The 19,536-nt window shown below is 73.0% G+C and carries 14 protein-coding genes; 6 read left to right on the top strand and 8 right to left on the bottom strand.

What is annotated here, in order from left to right:
• The first annotated feature begins 53 nt into the window (after positions 1–53).
• Entirely contained in the window at positions 54–2,321 is a 2,268-nt protein-coding gene (locus J2X46_RS10940; protein ID WP_310250094.1) for a DUF6351 family protein, read from the top strand.
• A gap of 112 nt (positions 2,322–2,433) precedes the next feature.
• Positions 2,434–3,960: an SDR family NAD(P)-dependent oxidoreductase gene (locus tag J2X46_RS10935; RefSeq protein ID WP_310250091.1), complete on the top strand. Its 1,527-nt coding sequence runs from the start codon at positions 2,434–2,436 to the stop codon at positions 3,958–3,960.
• A 19-nt stretch (positions 3,961–3,979) separates the two neighbouring features.
• Here J2X46_RS10935 and J2X46_RS10930 read toward each other — a convergent pair whose 3' ends face one another.
• The gene (locus J2X46_RS10930) at positions 3,980–4,621 is read right to left on the bottom strand and encodes a response regulator transcription factor (RefSeq protein ID WP_310250089.1); all 642 of its coding nucleotides are present in this window, start codon (positions 4,619–4,621) and stop codon (positions 3,980–3,982) included.
• Entirely contained in the window at positions 4,573–5,721 is a 1,149-nt protein-coding gene (locus J2X46_RS10925) for a sensor domain-containing protein (protein WP_310250085.1), read from the bottom strand. Before J2X46_RS10925 ends, J2X46_RS10930 begins: the two co-directional genes overlap by 49 nt.
• Before the next feature lie 139 nt (positions 5,722–5,860).
• Here J2X46_RS10925 and J2X46_RS10920 point away from each other — a divergent pair, with 139 nt between their 5' ends.
• Entirely contained in the window at positions 5,861–7,993 is a 2,133-nt protein-coding gene (locus J2X46_RS10920) for an MMPL family transporter (protein WP_310250084.1), read from the top strand.
• A gap of 52 nt (positions 7,994–8,045) precedes the next feature.
• On the opposite strand, the gene J2X46_RS10915 is transcribed toward J2X46_RS10920, so the two are convergent.
• Positions 8,046–8,510, bottom strand: a complete 465-nt coding sequence (locus J2X46_RS10915) for an SRPBCC family protein (protein WP_310250082.1) — start codon at positions 8,508–8,510, stop codon at positions 8,046–8,048.
• 71 nt (positions 8,511–8,581) lie between these two features.
• Here J2X46_RS10915 and J2X46_RS10910 point away from each other — a divergent pair, with 71 nt between their 5' ends.
• Positions 8,582–9,229, top strand: coding sequence for a hypothetical protein (locus J2X46_RS10910; RefSeq protein WP_310250079.1), 648 nt, complete (start codon positions 8,582–8,584; stop codon positions 9,227–9,229).
• Between the two features lie 147 nt (positions 9,230–9,376).
• Here J2X46_RS10910 and J2X46_RS10905 read toward each other — a convergent pair whose 3' ends face one another.
• The 5 genes from J2X46_RS10905 to J2X46_RS10885 are packed head-to-tail and all read right to left on the bottom strand — an operon-like array spanning position 9,377 to position 16,743.
• Complete coding sequence (locus J2X46_RS10905) at positions 9,377–10,567, bottom strand: VWA domain-containing protein (protein WP_310250077.1); 1,191 nt, start codon at positions 10,565–10,567, stop codon at positions 9,377–9,379.
• Positions 10,551–12,860, bottom strand: a complete 2,310-nt coding sequence (locus J2X46_RS10900; RefSeq protein WP_310250074.1) for a DUF5682 family protein — start codon at positions 12,858–12,860, stop codon at positions 10,551–10,553. Before J2X46_RS10900 ends, J2X46_RS10905 begins: the two co-directional genes overlap by 17 nt.
• Before the next feature lie 9 nt (positions 12,861–12,869).
• The gene (locus tag J2X46_RS10895) at positions 12,870–13,967 is read right to left on the bottom strand and encodes an AAA family ATPase (protein WP_310250072.1); all 1,098 of its coding nucleotides are present in this window, start codon (positions 13,965–13,967) and stop codon (positions 12,870–12,872) included.
• Positions 13,964–15,448 carry a DUF5691 domain-containing protein gene (locus J2X46_RS10890; protein ID WP_310250070.1) on the bottom strand — a complete coding sequence of 495 codons (1,485 nt, stop codon included), beginning with the start codon at positions 15,446–15,448 and terminating at the stop codon, positions 13,964–13,966. Before J2X46_RS10890 ends, J2X46_RS10895 begins: the two co-directional genes overlap by 4 nt.
• Positions 15,445–16,743 (bottom strand): SWIM zinc finger family protein, encoded by a 1,299-nt coding sequence (locus tag J2X46_RS10885; protein ID WP_310250068.1) that lies wholly within the window; start codon positions 16,741–16,743, stop codon positions 15,445–15,447. The genes J2X46_RS10890 and J2X46_RS10885 overlap by 4 nt, the downstream gene beginning before the upstream one ends.
• Before the next feature lie 275 nt (positions 16,744–17,018).
• Between J2X46_RS10885 and J2X46_RS10880 the strand changes: the two genes are divergently transcribed.
• On the top strand, positions 17,019–17,987 hold the full coding sequence (locus J2X46_RS10880; RefSeq protein ID WP_310250065.1) for a hypothetical protein: 969 nt from the start codon (positions 17,019–17,021) through the stop codon (positions 17,985–17,987).
• Between the two features lie 95 nt (positions 17,988–18,082).
• Positions 18,083–19,507 (top strand): hypothetical protein, encoded by a 1,425-nt coding sequence (locus J2X46_RS10875; RefSeq protein ID WP_310250063.1) that lies wholly within the window; start codon positions 18,083–18,085, stop codon positions 19,505–19,507.
• Positions 19,508–19,536: the final 29 nt, after the last annotated feature.

The raw sequence follows: 19,536 nt of genomic DNA, 5'->3' as shown, positions 1-19,536 counted from the left end.
AACCACCGTCACGCCTGCGTCGTTGACCTCCTGAACCCCTCAGGAGGTACGTCGTGCGCCAGCACCCCGCCCGCCCGTCCGTCGCGGCCCTCGTCATCGGCCTGCTCGCCGCCCTGCTGGTGGCCGGCAGCGCCCCCGGATCGGCCGCGCCCGACCGGCAGGGCAAGGTGCGGATCCAGGTGCTCTCCAACCGCGCCGACCTGGTCTCCGGTGGCGACGTGCTCGTGCGGATCACCGCACCCCGGAAGGCGGGCGCCCTGAAGGTGACGCTGGGCGGCAGGGACGTGTCGAAGAAGTTCCGGAAGCGCTCGACCGTCCTCCTCGCCGGGCTGCGCAACGGCCGCAACGTGCTCGTGGCGCGCGCAGGATCGGCCAAGGCCGACCGGGTCGTGATCACCAACCACCGCAACGGCGGTCCCGTGTTCAGCGGCCCGGTGGCGGCGGCGTACTCGTGCCAGGAGACGGCGAGGGACGCGCTCTGCAACGAGCCGGCGTCGTACTCCTTCCTCTACAAGCCGAAGGGCAAGAAGGCCCTCGAGCCCTACGACCCGGCCCAGCCCGCGACCGACGTCGACACCGCCACCACCGACCAGGGCAGGAAGGTCCCGTTCGTGGTGCGGCGCGAGGACGGCCACCAGGACCGCGACCGCTACGCGATCCTCACCCTCTTCACGCCGGGCCAGAAGTGGAAGGCGTGGGCGCCGCAACACCAGTGGAACCACAAGGTGCTGATCACGCATGGCGGTGGCTGCGGTGCGAGCTACGCGCCGGCCGAGCCGCCGCTGGCGGACGCCTCCGGCACCCTCGACGCGATCCCGGTCCCGCTGCTCGACAACACCTACGTCGAGGCGCTCGGCCGCGGCTTCGCGGTGATGTCGACGGCGCTGGCCAACACCGGCCACAACTGCAACGTCGCCCACAACGCCGAGTCGCTGATGATGGCCAAGGAGCGGATCGTCGAGCAGTACGGCACGATCCGCTACACCATCGGCACCGGCTGCAGCGGCGGCTCGGTCGCCCAGCACACCGTCGCCAACGCCTACCCCGGCATCTACCAGGGACTGGTGACCACCTGCTCCTACCCCGACGTGATGAGCCCGGGCTCGCAGTTCGCCGACTACCACCTGATGCGCGCCTACTTCGAGAACCCCTCGAGCTGGGGTGCCGGCGTGCTGTGGTCGCCCACCCAGATGGCCGACGTCGAGGGGCACCTCACGCCGGTCAACGCGGTGACCGCCGACGAGGGCCTCTTCAAGAGCGCGATCAACCCCGAGCACGCCTGCCCGGGCGTCCCCGAGCCGGTCGCCGGTGACACCCGAACGCGCTTCGACTCCGACACCAACCCGGGCGGCGTGCGCTGCGACATCCTCACCCTGATGCGCAACCAGCTCGGCCCGCGGCCCGAGTCGGTGTGGAGCGCGCAGGAGAAGGCCGTCGGCCACGGCTTCGCCGGACTGCCGTTCGGCAACACGGGTGTGCAGTACGGCCTGGAGGCGCTCGAGGGCGGGCGGATCACGCCCGAGCAGTTTGTCGACCTCAACGAGAAGATCGGCGGCCTCGACGTCAACGCCGACCCGATCGCCGCCCGCACCGCCGGCGACCCGGCGACGATCGCCAACGCCTACCGCACCGGCCTGCTCAACGAGTTCAGCAACACCAGCGAGGTCGCGATGATCAACCACGGCGGCCCCGACCCCGGCCTCGCGCACGACTACGCCCACGCCGTCTGGAGCCACCTGCGCCTCCAGCGCTCGCAGGGCCACACCGACAACCGGGTCGAGTGGTTCGGCCTGACCCCGCTGCTCGGCGACGTGCGCTGGCCGGTCGAGGCGTTCGTGGCGATGGACGGCTGGCTCGCGAAGGTCGAGAAGGACACCCGGACGGTGCCGCTGGCGACGAAGGTCGTCGAGGACAAGCCGGCCTCGCTGCAGGACAGGTGCCTCGCCGACGGCGTGCCCGGTGTCGTGTGCCGGGCCGACCTCGCGCGCACCAACCTGTCGACGCCTCGCCAGGAGGCGGGTGGTCCGGCGGCCAACGACGTGCTGGCCTGCCAGACCAAGCCGCTCGACCGGTCGTCGTACCTCCTGCCGGGCGGGCTGCCGGTCCCGTTCACCGATGCCCAGTGGTCGCGGCTCCAGGCCGTCTTCCCGACCGGTGTCTGCGAGTGGGCGCTGCCCGGCATCGGCCAGGGCCCGGCCCGGACGTGGCTCGGCTACGGCACCGCGACCACGGTGACGTACGGCGGCGAGGAGCTCGGGCGGGTGCCCGCCGGGTCCGGCCTCGGGTGGTTCGGACGGTCGTTCCGTCCGATGTGGCACTGATGGTTTCCCCGGATATCCGGTGAATCTCCCGCTTCGTACCTGATGCTTTCGCTACAAAGCAGGAGGATCCCCGGATATCCGGGGATCCTCCTGCGACCCGTACCCTTCTCCGGTGAACGAGCAGCATCAGCAGGACCAGCAGGGCATCGATCCCGAGAAGCTGGCGATCGCGCTCGAGGTGCTCCGCGACGTCGCGACCCTCGACCCCGAGCACGACGACGTACGCACCATGAAGCGGGCCGCCTCGTACATGTACAAGCTGATCAAGAAGCAGCGTCGCGCCGAGATCCGCCAGGAGCGGCTCCAGCACGACCTCGACATCATCGCGAAGACGGCCACCGGGTCGCCGATGCGGATCGACGACGAGACCGCCGGCATCCCGCTCGTGTCCACCACCGTCGGCGCGTTCGCCGGAGAGCTGATCACCGCGCGCGGCTGCTACATCTGCAAGCAGGACTTCACCCTCGTCGACGCGTTCTACCACTGGCTCTGCCCGAGCTGTGCGGCGATGAGCCACGCCAAGCGCGACCAGCGCACCGACCTCACCGGCAAGCGCGCGCTGCTCACGGGCGGCCGCGCGAAGATCGGGATGTACATCGCGCTGCGACTGCTCCGCGACGGCGCGCACACCACGATCACGACCCGCTTCCCGAAGGACGCGGTGCGTCGCTTCGCCGCGATGGAGGACTCGGCCGACTGGCTGCACCGCCTCAAAGTCGTCGGCATCGACCTGCGCGACCCGACCCAGGTCATCTCGCTGACCGACGACGTCGCGGCCGACGGCCCTCTCGACATCATCATCAACAACGCCTGCCAGACCGTACGACGCCTCCCCGGCGCGTACTCCCACCTCATCGACGGCGAGAACGCCCCGCTGCCGACCCCCGAGGCGCTCGGTGTCCAGGCGCTCCCCGAGATGGTCACCTTCGACCGGATCTCCGAGGCGCACCCGGCCGCGATCGCCGGTGCGCTGTCCTCGACCGCGGTCGCCCACCACGACGGCGAGACCGCCGAGCACGCGCTCGCCGCGCACAACGCCGCGTCGCTGACCGCCCTCGCACTCAAGGCGGGCGGCGCTTCGCTCGAGGCGCACCTGGCCGGCACGGCGATCGACGCCGGCGGCCTGATCCCCGACATCCAGGACAACAACTCGTGGACGCAGGTGCTCGACGAGGTCGACCCGCTGGAGCTCCTCGAGGTGCAGTTCTGCAACTCGATCGCGCCGTTCCTGATCAACTCCCGGCTGCGCCCGTCGATGCGCGCGGCCGTGGAGAACGGTGCGCGACGGGCGTACATCGTCAACGTCTCGGCGATGGAGGGGCAGTTCGGCGGTCGCCGCTACAAGGGCGCCGGCCACCCGCACACCAACATGGCCAAGGCCGCGCTCAACATGATGACCCGGACGTCGTCGGGTGAGCTGTTCGAGGCGGACAAGATCCTGATGACCGCCGTCGACACCGGCTGGATCACCGACGAGCGCCCGCACCACGAGAAGCTGCGCATCGCCGCCGAGGGCTGGCACGCACCGCTCGACCTGGTCGACGGCGCCGCGCGGGTCTACGACCCGATCGTCCTCGGCGAGCAGGGCGAGGACGTCTACGGCGTCTTCCTGAAGGACTACCAGCCCGCCCCCTGGTGAGACCTGGTGACGCGCGGGCTCAGACCTCGAGCCAGGCCAGCACCGCGAGCACCCGGCGGTTGTCGTCGGGGGCGACGGGCAGGTCGAGCTTGGTGAAGATGCTGTTGGCGTGCTTGTCGACGGCCTTCGGCGTGATGAAGAGCCCGGCGGCGATGGCGGCGTTGGACCGGCCCTCGGCCATCAGGCCCAGCACCTCGCGCTCCCGCTCGGAGAGGCGGTCGACCGCTCGCGCCCGCGGCCGCGCCATGATCGCGGAGACCACCTCGGCGTCGAGGACCGTACCGCCGCCCGCCACCCGGTGCACCGCGTCGACGAACTCGCGGATGTCGCCGACCCGGTCCTTGAGCAGGTAGCCGACCGCACCGCCGCCGTCGGCCAGGAGCTCGCGGGCGTAGAGGTGCTCGACCCACTGCGAGAGCACGACGACCGGGAAGCCCGGGCGTTCGGCGCGACAGGCGATCGCGGCCCGCAGGCCCTCGTCGGTGAGCGTGGGCGGGAGGCGTACGTCGAGGATCGCGGCCTCCGCGTCGGGGTCGGCCAGCGCCTCCTCGAGCTCCGGCGCGTTGTCCACGGAGTGCAGGATCGTGAAGCCGTGGGCCACCAGGATCCGGGTCAGCCCGTCGCGGAGGAGGGCGTTGTCCTCGGCGAGGACGACTCGCACGGCACCTCCAGCGTGACCAGGGTGGGACCACCCTCGGGGCTCGAGACTCTCACGCTGCCGTCGAGGGCCGCCAGACGCCGCGCCACCCCGCGCAGCCCGGTCCCGCCCGACGGGTCGGCGCCGCCGCGGCCGTCGTCGCCCACGACGACGACCAGGAGGTCGTCGCGGCGGTCCAGCTCGACCCAGGCGTGCTCGGCCTCGGCGTGCTTGGTGACGTTGGCCAGGCACTCGAGCACCGCGAAGTAGGCCGCTGTCTCCACCGGCGCCGACGGCCGGTCGGGCAGGTCGCCCGTCACCGTGACCGGGACGGCGAGGTCGAGGGCCAGCGCCTGCACCGCACCCGCGAGGCCGCGGTCGGCGAGCACGGGCGGGTGGATGCCGCGGACGACGTCGCGGATGTCGCCGAGCGCGGCACCCGTGGTCGTCGACGCCTCGGCGAGCAGGTCACGCGCGGCGGCCGGGTCGCTGTCCATCAGGTCGCGGGCCAGGCCGAGGTTCATCTGGAGGGCCACGAGACGGGCCTGGGCCCCGTCGTGGAGGTCGCGCTCGATGCGGCGCAGCTCCGCGGCGGAGTCCTCGACCGTCTCGGCGCGGGTCTCGGTGAGCACCTGCACGCGCTCCTCGAGGAGCTCGTGGTTGCCGCGGCTCAGCAGGCGGGCGTCGGTCAGGGCGCGCACCCGCATCAGCTGCGGAGCGGCGTACCACCAGAGCACGAGGGTGACGACGCAGACCATCAGCAGGACCACGAGCAGCGAGACGGCGAAGCCGAGCGTCACCGAGGCGAAGGCCCACGCCAGCTCGCGCCACGTCATCGGGTCGCGGCCCCAGATGGCCAGCCGGGCAGGCAGGGAGCGGTCGTCATCGGGGAGCCGGTCGGCCGGCACGGGGTGGCCGAGGGTCACGGCGGCCATCGCGCGGTGACGGTCGGCGATCCAGCGCAACAGTGGCAGGCCGAGGAGCAGGAACGGGATGCCGACGACGAGCAGCGCGGTCGCACCGCCGACCGCGACGAACACGGCAGCGACCACCGTCGGCACCACCAGCGCCACCTGGGCGAGGGCGTGGCCGGTCAGCCGGAGGGGGCTCGGTCGCGGTGCCATGGCTCCATCCTCACCGATGGCGGCGGCGGGGTCGGTGGGGTTTACCCCACCTCGGACCGGGAGGTGCCACCCCTGCCCTGACGGCGCATCGCCGGGAGCGTGGAGCCGACCGATCCACCCCACCGAACGGAGCACAGCCATGGCTGCCGACCTGATCACCCGGATCCCCCAGCGAGCCGCGCGCTGGAGCGCCGAGCACCCCTGGCGGGCGATCCTCACCTGGCTCTTCCTCGTCCTCGCGGCCACCAGCCTCGCCGTCCTGGTGCCGACCCACGAGGCGGAGGACGCCGACTACCGCATCGGTGAGTCCGGCCGGGCCGACGCGATGGCCGAGAAGGCCGGCCTCACCTCCCCCGACACCGAGGTCGTGCTGCTGAGCGGCGACCGGGCCCAGCTGCCGGACGCCGCCCGGGAGGTGGCTCGGCGGATGACCGACGCCGAGGGCGTCAGCGACGTCGCACCACCGATCTGGAACGACGACCGCACCGCGATGCTGGTATCGGTCGCGCTGGCCGACGGCGTCGATGACGTCGCCCCGCTCCAGGACGTGACCGCGAAGGTCGCGGCCGAGCACCCCGACCTGTCCGTACGACAGACCGGCGGGCTCAGCCTCGACGAGGACATCAACGACCAGGTGGCCGACGACCTCTCCTCGGCCGAGGGGATCAGCCTCCCCGTCACGCTCGTGCTGATGCTCCTGGCGTTCGGCGCCCTGATCGCGGCGGGCATCCCGGTGCTGCTCGCGCTGGGCAGCGTCGCCGCGACCATGGGCATCTCCGCGGTCGTCTCGCACCTCGTCCCGGCCGAGCCGACCGTCGGGTCGATGATCGTGCTGATCGGCATGGCCGTCGGCGTGGACTACTCGCTCTTCTACCTCAAGCGCGAGCGCGAGGAACGGGCCCGCGGGCGCAGCACCCTCGACGCGGTCGAGATCGCCGCGCAGACCTCGGGCCACTCCATCCTCGTGTCGGGCTTCGCGGTGGCCGCGGCGATGTCGGGCCTCTTCCTGGTCGACTTCGTCACCTTCACCTCGCTGGCGATGGGCGCGATCATCGTCGTCGCGGTCGCCGTGCTCGGATCCATCACGGTCCTGCCCGCGCTGCTGGTGAAGCTCGGCCGCTGGGTCGACCGGCCGCGGGTGCCGCTGCTGTGGCGGCTCAACCGCCGCATCGGCGCCGGCGGGATCAGCCGCCGCATCCTCGCCCCGGTCGTACGCCACCCGGCGCTGGCGCTCGCCGGCTCGGTCGCGGCCGCCACTGCCCTGGCCGTCCCGGCGCTCGGCATGACGATGCACGCCTCCAACCTGGAGACGCTGCCTGCCGGCATCCCGGCGGTGGAGACGATGCGCGACGTGGCCGCAGAGTTCCCCGGCGAGGGCACGACCGTCACGGTGCTGGCGCAGGGCGACGGCTCGGCGCAGGCACTGGACGACCTGGCGTCGAGCGCGACGGACTTCACCGCCGTGCCTGGCGGGGTGACCACGTCCGACGACGGCAGCACCTCCTCCCTCACCCTCGCCCTGCCGTGGTCGGACTCGGACCAGCGCACGACCGACGCGATCACCGACCTGCGCGAGGACCTCGCGCCCGCTTCACTGGACGGACTCGAGTGGGCGGTGGGCGGCGACGCCGCCTCCAACCTCGACTTCGACGAGCACCTCTCGTCGTGGATGCCGGTCGTCATCGGGTTCGTCCTGCTGCTGACGCTGGTGATGATGGGCGTCGCCTTCCGCAGCGTGCCGCTCGCGCTGGTCTCGACGGCGCTCAACCTGGTGTCGGTGGGGGTGGCCTTCGGGGTGCTGACCCTGGTCTTCCAGCACGGCTGGCTCGAGGACGCGCTCGGCTTCACCAGCACCGGCTTCGTCATCGACTGGATCCCGCTCTTCGTGCTCGTCGTGCTCGTCGGGCTGTCGATGGACTACCACGTCTTCGTCACCGGCCGGATCCGCGAGCTGGTGGGCCGCGGCCTGCCGACGAAGCTGGCCGTCGAGCAGGGCATCCGCGACAGCGCCTCGGTCGTCACCAGCGCCGCGGCGGTCATGGTCTCGGTGTTCGCGATCTTCGCGACGCTGAGCATGCTGGAGATGAAGATGATGGGCGTCGCGCTCTCGGTGGCGATCCTGCTCGACGCGACGATCATCCGCCTGGTGATGCTGCCTGCCGCCCTCGTCCTGCTGGGCGACCGGGTCTGGTGGCCGCGCCGACCGGCCGGCCCGACGGGCGAGGTGGTCGACGTACGCGTCGAGGAGCCGGAGCTCACCCCGGTCGCCTGACGGCGGAGCACAGACGCGCGGACCTGCTCCGGTCCGCGCGTCTGTGCCTGTCCTAGGAGCCGGTGACGGCCTGGCTCAGGTTGTCGAGGCTGTCCTCGAGCTGGTGCTGGGAGACCAGGGGGAAGCTGATCTTCTCGAGCAGCTCCTTGTCGGTGACGCTGCTCCAGTCGTACGTCAACCGCACCAGCGTCGCGTCGGAGCCCTCGGGCTCCAGCTCCCAGACCCACTGCCAGCCGGGCGGTTCCTGCCCGGCCGGCGCGGTCTGCCAGGCGAGCAGCTTGTTCTGCGAGAAACCGGTGACGTGGTTCTCGGTCTGGTAGTCCCCGCCCATGTGGTCGCCGGTCATGTTCATGGTGAACACGTCGCCGGTGCCCTGGATCCGGTCGGTCTTCTCGTCGCTGACGACGAAGCCCGACCCGTCGAGCTCGACGTGGCGCTCGGGGTTGCTCAGCACCTCGAAGACCTCGGCGCTCGACGCGGGGATGGTGCGCTCCACACTGATCTTGTCATCGCTCATGCCTTCGACCGTGCCTCGCCGACAGGCTGCGGACCACCCCACTAGGGGTGGGCGGTGGAAGACTCCCGGGCATGAGCGAGCTGGAGTCGATCGAGGACTACTACGCGCGGATCGCCGCCGCCACCGACGACGAGGGTCGGCTGGCCGTCGCGATCGAGGCGATGCCGGGGTGGGACGTGTTCCCGTTCGAGCTCGACGGGCTGCGGATCAAGCCGCTCGAGCCGCTGGTCGACGCCGAGCCGCCCCGCAACGGCGAGGACCCGGCCGCGTGCGACTGCCGCAACCCGTTGACGCCCGAGCAGGCGGCGCGGGTCGCGTGGAACAACGAGCGGTGGCGGGTCTCCGAGATCGGCATGCAGCTGCCGGTGACGCTGATCCTCAAGCCGCACGCCCACCACGACGTCGCCGACCTGCCCGACGACCTGGCCGCCGAGATGGGCCGGCTGATCGTCGCGATCACCGCGGCCGTCGAGGAGCTGCCGAGCGTCGGGCGCTGCCACATGGGCCGGTACGGCGACGGCGGGGCCCACGCCCACCCGTTCTTCTTCGGCCGCCCGGCCCGGATGATGCAGCTGCGTGGATCACCCCTCCTGGACTGGGAGGAGAACCTGCCCGAGGTCCCCGAGGACGTACGCCGCGCGAACGCCGGCCACGTCGGGCGCCGGCTCGTCGAGCGCTTCGGCGGCGAAGGCCCGGCCTGGGAGAACCAGCCCGGCTAGCGCCGATGGTGGCGGCACATCGCACGCCCACACGTCGCTCCGACGCAATCTGCCGCCACCCCCACGACGTACGACCCCAAGGTGGCGGCACATCGCACGCCCAGACCCCACCAGACGCAATCTGCCGCCACCCCCGGCGGCAGGGGCTCAGAGCGGCTTGGTCGTCTCGTGGGTGGTGACCACGTCGTTGGCCGCCGCCCACTCGCCGATGTCGCGCTTCTCGATGGCGGCCGCCATCAGGTCGGGGAAGAGGTCGGGCGTGCAGGCGAACGACGGTACGCCGATCTCGGCGAGCGCCGCCGCGTGGTCGGCGTCGAAGGACGGCTGGCCGGAGTCGCTCAGCGCGAGCAGTGCGATCATCGTCGCGCCCGAGCCGACGACCGCGCTGGCGCGGCTGATCATCTCCTCGGCGATGCCGCCCTCGTAGAGGTCGCTGATCAGCACGAGCACGGTGTCGGCCGGCTGGGTGATCCGGTCCTGGCAGTAGGCCAGCGCCCGGTTGATGTCGGTGCCGCCGCCGAGCTGGACGCCGAACAGGATGTCGACCGGGTCGTCGAGGTCGTCGGTCAGGTCGACGACCTCGGTGTCGAAGACCACCATCCGCGTGCCCACCGACTTGATCGAGGCGAGCACCGCGCCGAAGACCGAGCTGTAGACGATCGACTCCGCCATCGAGCCGGACTGGTCGATGCAGAGGATGATCTCGCGCTCGACCTGAGTCGACCGGCGGGCGTAGCCGACGAGCCGCTCGGGCACGACCGTGCGGTGCTCGGGCAGGTAGTGCTTGAGGTTGGCCGCGACCGTGCGGCGCCAGTCGACGTCGCGCATCCGCGGGCGTCGGGTCCGGGCGGACCGGTCCAGCGCGCCCGTCACGGCCTGCACGGTGCGCTGGCGCAGCCGTTCCTCGAGCTCGTCGGTGACCTGCCGGACGACCGCGCGCGCCGTCTCGCGGGAGTGCTCGGGGATCACCCGGCCCAGCCCGATCAGGGTGCTGACCAGGCCGACGTCGGGCTGGACGGCCCGCATCATCTCGGGCTCGAGCAGCATCTGGCGCAGCCCGAGCCGCTCCATCGCGTCGCCCTGCATGACCTGCACGACCGAGGACGGGAAGTAGGTCCGGATGTCGCCGAGCCAGCGCGCGACGCGGGGTGACGACCCGCCGAGGCCGGCCTTGCGCTCACCGTCGTACAACGCGGAGAGGGCGTCGTCGCGACGCCCGTCGCCCTCCGTCAGGCCGATGCCCTGCCCGTCGGCGCCGGTGAGGCCGTCGGCCTCCTGACCGCCGAGGATCAGCCGCCAGCGCGTGAGCCGGTCGCGGCTCTCAGCCTGCTCCGTCATGGTCCACCACCTTCCAGCCGACCAGCCGTGCCACGGCCTCCAGCGCCGGTCGGGCCTGCTCGAGGTCGAGCCCGCTGCTCGCCGTCGCGGGGCTCTCGCCCGGCCGCCCGAGGCGCGACAGCTGCTCGCCGATGGTGCGGCGCTCGGGCGCGCTGAATGCGGCGAACGTACGACGCACGAGCGGCAGCAGGTCCTCGAACGCCTCCTCGTCGAGGTCGCTGACCCACGCGTCGACGAGCCCCAGCAGCGTGGCGTCGTGCACCAGCAGCACCGCGTCGCCGGCGAGGAAGCCTGCCAGCCACGCCGCGGCCTGCGGCGCCGAAGCGGCGAGCGAGAGCCGCCGTCCCATCCTGTGGGCCGTGGTGCCGGAGTCGATCCGGCCGGCGTCGAGCAGGATGCGCGTGGCTCGGCCCGCGACACCGCCGGCGACGTGGTCGGGCGCGGAGATCGACTCCAGCGCCTCCGCCCAGGCGTCGTCGAGCTCGGGGTCGGCGAGGAGGGCGAGGCCGCGCTGCGCGCCGGCGATCGCGGTCGCCACCTGCTCGGCGGCCTCCTCGTCGAGGCTCGCGCACGCCATCGGCAACCCCACGCACGCGCGTACGACGGTGGCGCCGAGGACGGTGCGCACCCGCGCGGTGTCGACGCCGCGCACGTCGCCGTAGCGGCAGGTGCGGGCCAGCGGCTCGACGGTGGAGAGCAGGGCGGGCACGTCGTGCTGGACCGCGGCCCGGGCGTCGAGCGCGTCGAGCACGGCCTCTATCCCGTCGGGCAGGTCCGCGGTCAGGCAGGTGCTGACCAGCGCGGCCAGCTCGGTGAGGTCGGCCGAGTGGGCCGCCCGGTCTGCGGCGCGGGCGGCCGCGGCGACAGCGATGGTCGTGCCCCAGATGCTCGCCTCGACGAGGTCGACGGCGAGCTCGGGCCGCCACTCGAGCGACCAGCTCTCCTTGAACGTGCCGGTCGTGCGGCCCGCGTCGGTGACCTCGCCCCACCCGATGCCGAGCAGCCGGAGCCGGTGCAGCAGCACCGACCGGGCCAGCTGGCCCTCGCGCCGCAGGTCGAGGTCGACCTGCTGGACCGCCGCTGTGGGTCTGAGGCGCAGCGACCGCTGCTGGCGGGCGAGGTCGGCCGCCAGCGGGACGACGGGCGCCGACTCCGGCACCGAGCCGAGCTCCTCGCCCACCACCAAGCGGCGGTGGACCAGGTCGAGCGGCAGCCGCGAACCCTCGCAGAGCACGGTCTCCGCGGCGTCGTCGAGCTCGCTCAGCCCGACGGACGGACGGCCGCGGACGGTCGCGAGCGTCTCGGCCAGCCGCGCGGCCTCGACGACCGACGCGGTCGAGGCATCGAGCTTCTCCTCGCGCAGGGTGCGAGCCACACGGACCAGCCACGTCGTGGCGAGGCCGCGCGGGTCGGGCTCCGGCCGGCTGAGGTGGTCGAAGAGGTGCTGGTACCACCCCGGCGCGCTGACGCCGGCGCCGTAGCCCGAGGCGTAGCTGAGCCGCGCCGCGGTCCACGGGGTCCACGCCGCCGCGACCTTCGTCTTGGGCAGCTTGGTGATCAGGTGGTTGTCGCGGCTGGCCGGCGGGAAGTCCGCCGGCACGAGCGCCGGCGCGTGCCAGGCGCCGCACACCACCGCGATGCGGGCCTCGGGAGCGGCCTTGATCTCGGCGCGCAGCACCCGGCGCATCCACTGCTCGCGACGCGCGTTGCTCCGGACGTCGGGGTCGTCGTCGGGCCGGGTGTCGGCCGATCGGACGGCGGCCATCGCCTCGCGGATCGCGGCGAAGCGCTCGGCCGGCGAGCCGTGGCGCTGCTCGACGGCGTCCTCCCACCAGCGCTCGGCGTCGTCGTAGCCGGCGGTCGCGGCGAGCGTCCCGATCGGGTCGAGCCGTGCGGCCGGGATCGGCGGCTCCTCGACGGGCTCCGCGTCGTCGTCCAGCTCGGCGGGCTCGGGCGGGGCCGAATCCTCCTGCGCCAGCGCGAAGGAGTGCGCGGCTGGCAGGTCGAGGAACCGCACGGGCACACCGCGCTCGAGCGCCCACCGCGCCGCGACCCACTCGGGCGAGAAGAGCGCGAGCGGGTAGAACGTGGCCTGCCGCGGCTCGTCGACGGCGTACACCAGCCCGGCGACCGGCGGCACCATGTCGGTCTCGCCCAGCAGGTCGACGATGGCGTCGAGCTCCGGGCAGCCCTCGATGAGGACCAGGTCGGGCGGCTCCTCCTCGAGGGCAGCGCGCACCGCCCGGGCGGACCCGGGACCGTGGTGGCGTACGCCGTAGACGTCGACGGGCATCCGCGCGGCTCAGCCCAGGTCCCGGCAGGCGCGGTAGAGGTCGCTCCACTCGCGGCGGTTGCGCATGACCGTCTCGAGGTACTCCTGCCAGACCAGCCGGTCCTGCACGGGGTCCTTCACGACCGCGCCGATCAGGCCGCCGGCGACGTCGTCGGCCCGCACCGTGCCGTCGCCGAAGTGGGCGGCGAGGGCGAGCCCGTTGGTCATCACCGAGATCGCCTCGGCCGTGGACAGCGTCGCGCTCGGTGACTTGATCGTCGTGCGCTGGTCGGTGGTCACGCCGCTGCGGAGCTCGCGCATCACGGTGACCACGCGCTGGATCTCCGACAGCGAGGCGAGGTCGGCCGGCAGCTCGAGCGAGGCGCCCAGCGCCGTCACACGGGTGCGGACGATCTCGACCTCCTGCTCGAGCGAGTCCGGCAGGGGCAGTACGACGGTGTTGAAGCGCCGCCGCAGCGCCGAGGACAGGTCGTTGACGCCCTTGTCGCGGTTGTTGGCCGTGGCGATGAGGTTGAAACCGGGCCGGGCCTGGATCTCCTCGTCGAGCTCGGGCACCGGCAGCGTCTTCTCGGACAGGATGCTGATGAGGGAGTCCTGCACGTCGGAGGGGATGCGCGTGAGCTCCTCGACGCGCGCGATCGCGCCGGTCTCCATCGCGCGCATCACCGGGCCGGCGACGAGCGCCTCCCGCGAGGGGCCTTCAGCGAGCAGGCGGGCGTAGTTCCAGCCGTAGCGCAGGGCCTCCTCCTGGGTGCCGGCCGTGCCCTGCACGACCAGCGTGGAGCGTCCGCTGATCGCGGCGGCGAGGTGCTCGCCGAGCCACGACTTCGCGGTGCCGGGCACGCCGAGCAGGAGGAGCGCACGGTCTGTGGCCAGCGACGAGATCGCCACCTCCACCAGCCGGCGCTGGCCGAGGTACTTCGGGGTGATCCGGGTGCCGTCGGGCAGGTCGCCGCCCAGGACATAGGTCGCGACGGCCCACGGCGAGAGGTGCCACGACGGCGGTCGGGGGCGGTCGTCCACGGCGGCCAGCGCGGCGAGCTCGTCGGCGTACGCGTCCTCGGCGTGCTGGCGGAGCACGTCGGGCGTGGGCTGGGTGGTGGTCATCTGAAGGCCTCCGTGAGGGATGTGCGGAACGCGTGGAGCTGCAAGGTCTCGGTGAGGGCGCGGCGCAGGTGGCCGCCGTCGTCGGGCAGCCGGGAGAGGGCTGCGTTGATCTCGGGCGCGAGCGCCGGGCTCAGCCCGACCGGCAGGAGCGGGGCGGCGGTGTAGGCGAAGGACATGTCGGTGCGCTCGCCCTGGATCCGCTTCAGCACGGCCCGGCCGAGGTCGTCGGGCCAGGGGCGGGGTGCCTCGGAGAGCAGGCTGCGCAGGTCGCGGCCACGGGAGGCCTGGGTGACCCAGACGGTGAGCAGCTGGGCGCGGTGCTCGGCCGGCAGCAGCCACAGCAGCCGCGGGTCGGGTACGCCGTGGTCGACGCACGCGGCTGCCCACTCCCCGTCGCGGTGGTCGACGACCGCCTCGACGAGCCAGGAGAGCACGTCCTTGTCGCGGACCATCTTCAGCGTGGCCGCCGGGCCCTTCCCGGTGAGGTCGGTCCAGGTGCTCAACGGTGCCCCGCGGACGATCTGCGAGAGCCATTGGGTCGGCGTGGGGTTCACGCCCTTGGCCGGAGCGGTCAGCCCGTCACGCACCGCTGCCTCGTCGGGCGCGGCGGGCACGTCGACCTCGAGGTGGCGCACGAGCGTCCCCTTCACGGTCATGAGCCGCCGCAGCCTCTCGGCCATCCGGGCCGCACGCGCGCTCCCGGGGAGCCGGTCGAGCATCGCGGCGGCCGCCTCGCGCACGGACTTCGCCTTGTCGTCCAGCGCCTGCTCGAGGAGTGGCTCGTCGGCGCTCGAGAGCCCGGGGCCGAGGGCGCGCAACGCGTCGCTGCGGACCTTGGCCGACACGGTCGACCAGTGCTCCTCGAGCAGCTCGCGGGCGACGGTGGGATCCGCTCGGCGACCGAGCGCGAACGCCGTCACCGCCTCGGCGGTCGACATCGTCGGCCAGGCCTGCACCCAGTCGACGGGCGCGTAGACCCGCTCGTCGTCGCCGTCGAGCAGCCCGCTCCACTCCTGGTTGAGCCCGGCGAGCCAGCGGCCGCGCTCACCCAGCGCGCCGCCCATCGCGTTGGCGACGCGACGCCGGGGGGTGGCGTGGTCGAGCAGCGCAGGCAGTAGCGGCCAGGGCACCCGCTGGCCCGCGCCGTTGGCGAGCCGGAGCCACTCGACGACGAGCTCGTCGCGGGCGTTCTTGGACACCGGCGGCTGGGTCAGCAACAACGTGAGCAGCTGGGTGGCGCGCTCGCCGGCAGGCGGGCGCACCTCGTCGTCCGCGGCGAGGAGGTCGTCGCTCGCCGGCGGCAGCGTCGTACCTCCTCGGGTGAGGGCGTCGGCGACGGCAGCGCTGGCGAGCAGCCGGTGCTCGGCGGACTCCTCCGCCGGGCCGACGACGAGGCTGGGTGCGGGAGGTGGCTCGCGGCGGGCGCTGCCGACGAGCGCAGCCGTGGCGACGTCGGTCAGCCACTGGTCGAGGGTGCTCACAGGCCCATCACCTGGTCGTCCAGCCAGACCGCGAGCGGGCGGAACGCGCCCGACTCGACCTCGCCGAAGACGTCGACGGGCTCACCGCCGCTCACCGCGAGCAGCACCCACACCGGGGCACCGTCGGCCATCGGGAGCGAGCCGGTCGCGTCGCTGACCCGCCACTGCTCGCCCTCGCGCACGACGCGTACGTCGGCGAGCGGGGCCGGCTGCCGACCCCGCCACGGCGTCCGGCCGAGCCCCTCGGCGGCCGCGGCGTGCACCGCGGCGAGGGTGGTGCGACCGGGAAGACCGGTGACCGGCACCGCGCCGACGGGTGGGTCGCGGAAGAGCGCCCGGCGGGGCGCGGCCCCGGGGTAGCGCGAGACCGTGACGTCGAGGCGGGCACCGCTGAGCTGCGGCACCGCGAGGGTCTGGCCGTAGCCCGCGAAGTCGAGCACGGCGACCACCTCGCCGTCGTCGTGGGCGAGCCACGTGCGCTGCTCCTGCAGCTTGCCGTCGTCGGTGCGCACGGCGCCGAGGACGGTCCACGGACCCGGGCGGGCGTCGCCGTCGCGGACGTCCTCGCTCGACTGCGCCCATCCGACCGCGACGCGCACGTCGGCCATCGCGTCGGTGTCGAGGCCCTCGCGGGCCTGCCAGGCGCAGGTGATCGTCCACCAGCGGCCGAGCTCCGCGAGGAGGTACGCCGCCCACTCGCGGCTGGCGTGCACCTGCGAGCCCGCCTCGCGGACCCGCTCGGCCAGCGCCGGCAGCTGGGCGTCGACGAGCCGGGCGGCCGCGGTGTCCCAGTAGGAGTAGGGCTGGTTGCGCGCGGCAGCCAGGCCACCGCGGACGAGGTCGGCGAGCCACAGCCGGAAGTCCTCGACGCCGGCGTCCATCCGCGCGAGCCGCTGCTCGAGCCGCTTGGCCTGGGCCGCCGGGTCGGGCGTGCTCTCGGTCGCGGCCCGGGTCGGCTTCGCCGCCTTCTCGGCGCGCTGGGTGGCCCACTCGTCGGCGAAGGCCGCGATCTGGCCGGACTCGTCGATGACGCCCTCGGACCACAGCATCAGCAGGGCGAGGGCGTGCTTGCAGGGGAACTTCCGGCTCGGGCACGAGCAGCGGTAGGCAGGCCCGACGAGGTCGACGCTCACCTGGTAGGGCGTCTTGCCACTGCCCTGGCACTGGCCCCACACGAGCACGTCGCTGCACCCGGTCTCGCGCCACGGACCCGGCAGCGCGAGCTTGCGCGCGGCCGCCAGCGAGGACGCGTCAGGCGCGACCTCGGTCACCTGGCTGGCGCTCCATCGGGTCATGGCGCGGCCATCACACCACGCGGGACCGACGCCGGGAGCCGAATTGCGGGCGCTCCGCGGACGCGGGTGACCTAGCCTCCACTCGTTGCACGCGCTGGCGCTCCGTCCCGCGGGGTGCGGGCGGCGACCTGATCCGTCATCCCGACCCGACCTTGTCCGGTCGCCTTCGTATGACGGATCCGGCGGCAGCCGGAGCCCACCCTCCGGGGTGGAACCTGCGAATTGTTTCTCCGCACGACCCATCCGTCACATCTGTCGCGTCCGAACCCCTGTCGATGCTTCTCCGACGACGCTCCGGCCTTCTTGCCGGGGACGGCTCCGTCCCGATGCCCTCGGGCTCGCGTCGTCGTACGACACTCTGGCTGCTCTCCGGCCTCGGGTTCGTCGCGTTCTTCCTGCTGCTCGGAGCGGGCTCGGCCCAGGCCGACGACGGGATCGAGGACCCCGGATCAGCTGCCCCGGGCCTGCTCGAGACCGTCGGTGACGTCGGCTCCGACCTGACCGGCACGGTCGCCGAGCAGACCACCCCCGTGACCGACGCGGTTCGCGACGAGGTCGTGGAGCCGGTCGTCGTGCCGGTGACAGAGCCCGTGCGCAACGCGGTCGAGCCGGTCACGAAGCCCGTGCGCGACCGCGTGGTCCAGCCCGTCCGCGACCGAGTCGTCGAGCCCGTCACGCGGCCCGTCCGCAAGGCGGTCGAGCCCGTCGTGGAGCCCGTGCGCGAGACCGTTGAGCCGGTCGTTGAGCCGGTCGTCGAGCCGGTGCGCGACACCGCAGGGCAGGCCGTGGACCCGGTCGTCGAAGGCAGCGACACCCCGACCGCACCGAGCACCGACGCCCCGGCCGCCGTCCAACCCACTCCCGGCTCCGATCACGTCGCCGGCACCGCGATGTCGCGCGACGGAGAAGCCCGAGGCGCGGCCCGCTCATCGGCCGCAGTCCCGGAAGCCGCGCAGGTGGACGACACGATCGCGGACCAGACCGCCGAGGACCGGCCCGCCGCCGACCACGGCGACGACCGCCAGCCGACCCCGGCGCAGCCACAGGGCGTGACGTCCGTCCTCTCGACGCCGACGTCCTCACATGCGGGCGGGCACGGCGATGCCCAGGTCGGCGCTGCCTCGGCCGTCCTCCCCGACGCGCGGAACCACGCGCGCCGCGCCACCTGGTCGATCCGCGTCATCCCGCGCGACCACGTACTCCCGGGCTCGCCGACCTATCGTCCGGGCTTCTCACCCGACTGACCTCCTTCGTCCGGTCATCCGCGTCCGCGCACCTGCGCCGACGCTTGGCTTCGCGGTCCCGCGAAGCCTCCAGAAACCGACACGAAGGAACTCACATGAACACCTGGATCAAGCGATCCCTGGCCGTCACGGCCGTGGCGGGCGGGCTCATGCTCGCCGGCGCCGCGGCTGCGAACGCCGACGACACCGAGAGCACCTCGAGCAGCGACTCGAGCCTCTCCTCGCCGATCGAGATCGGCGGCGTGGACCTGGGGCTCGACCAGTCCCAGTCCTCGAGTGACAGCTCCACCACGACCCAGACCGACGAGGACGGTACGACGACGTCGAGCGACAGCAGCTCGACCGACACCGACCGGTCGCTCGGCCTGCAGAGCGACCCGACCACCATCGACCCCGGCGGGGCGCTCTCGTCGGCCCAGACCTCCGGGTCCGACGAGGCGGGCGACGCACAGTCGTCCGAGCAGTCCTCGCACAACAGCGGCTCGGCCCAGGCCCCGGTCCACGTCGGCGGCGTCACGGCCACCGCACAGCAGGACCAGACCACGCACGAGTCGCAGTCGTCCACGACCACCGATGAGGACGGCACCCGGTCGTCCTCCTCGGAGTCGACCGGGAGCCACTCCACCGGTGGCGCGCTCGGTACGGGCGACCTCGCGGTCGACCCGCAGGGCGCCATCGAGCAGTCGAACGCCTCGGCGTCCGACGACACGGGTGACGCCGGTTCGGACGAGTCGCAGTCCAGCGGCTCGTTCGCGGGCTCGGCGCCGTACTCCTTCGACGGCTTGACCTTCGCCTTCGTCGACGACCAGGCCTCGCAGGGCTCGTCGTCCTCGAGCGTGGCCGACGAGGACGGCACCCGGTCGTCCGAGGAGTCGCACGCGGACGCGACGTCCACCGAGGGCGGCTTCGTCCTCGGCGAGATCGCCGGCAACCCGGCCGGCACGTTCTCGCAGTCGGACAGCTCGTCCTCCGGCCAGGCCGGTGACGACATCGCCGGCAACGACAGCTCGCACCAGTCGGCCGGCTCGCTGAGCGGTCCCTCGTCCTTCGAGGGCGCCGGCGGCTTCCTCGGCCAGGAGACCTCGAGCACCGACAGCAGCAGCTCCGCCGTCGCGGACGAGGACGGCACCCGGTCGTCCTCCTCGCACGACGAGTCGTACGCCGACCGCCAGCTCGGCGGCGCCTCCGGTGCCTTCACCAGCGACCCGTCGCTGGTGTTCGCGCAGCAGGGCTCCGAGGAGTCCGGTCGGGTCGGCGACGACTCCGACAGCGACTCGGCGAGCAGCGCGCAAGGCGCGTACGCGTTCCCGTTCGACTACGACGGGTTCGCGGCGTACGCCGCCTCGGTGACCGACGACCGGTCCACGGACGCCAGCACCGTGACCGACGAGGACGGCACCAGCGCCACGCAGGACGAGACGCACAACCACGACGAGACCGCGCCGACCTTCGGGTTCGACGGTCTCGCCGGCCACCCCGCCGGTGACCTCGACTCCGAGGACCTCACCGAGCAGGACTGACCGCAGCACCGCGTCGGCGGCGCGCCCTC

It is taken from the genome of Nocardioides sp. BE266, assembly GCF_031457855.1.
Taxonomy (GTDB): Bacteria; Actinomycetota; Actinomycetes; order Propionibacteriales; family Nocardioidaceae; genus Nocardioides.
This window is presented reverse-complemented; position numbering and strand designations above follow the sequence as displayed.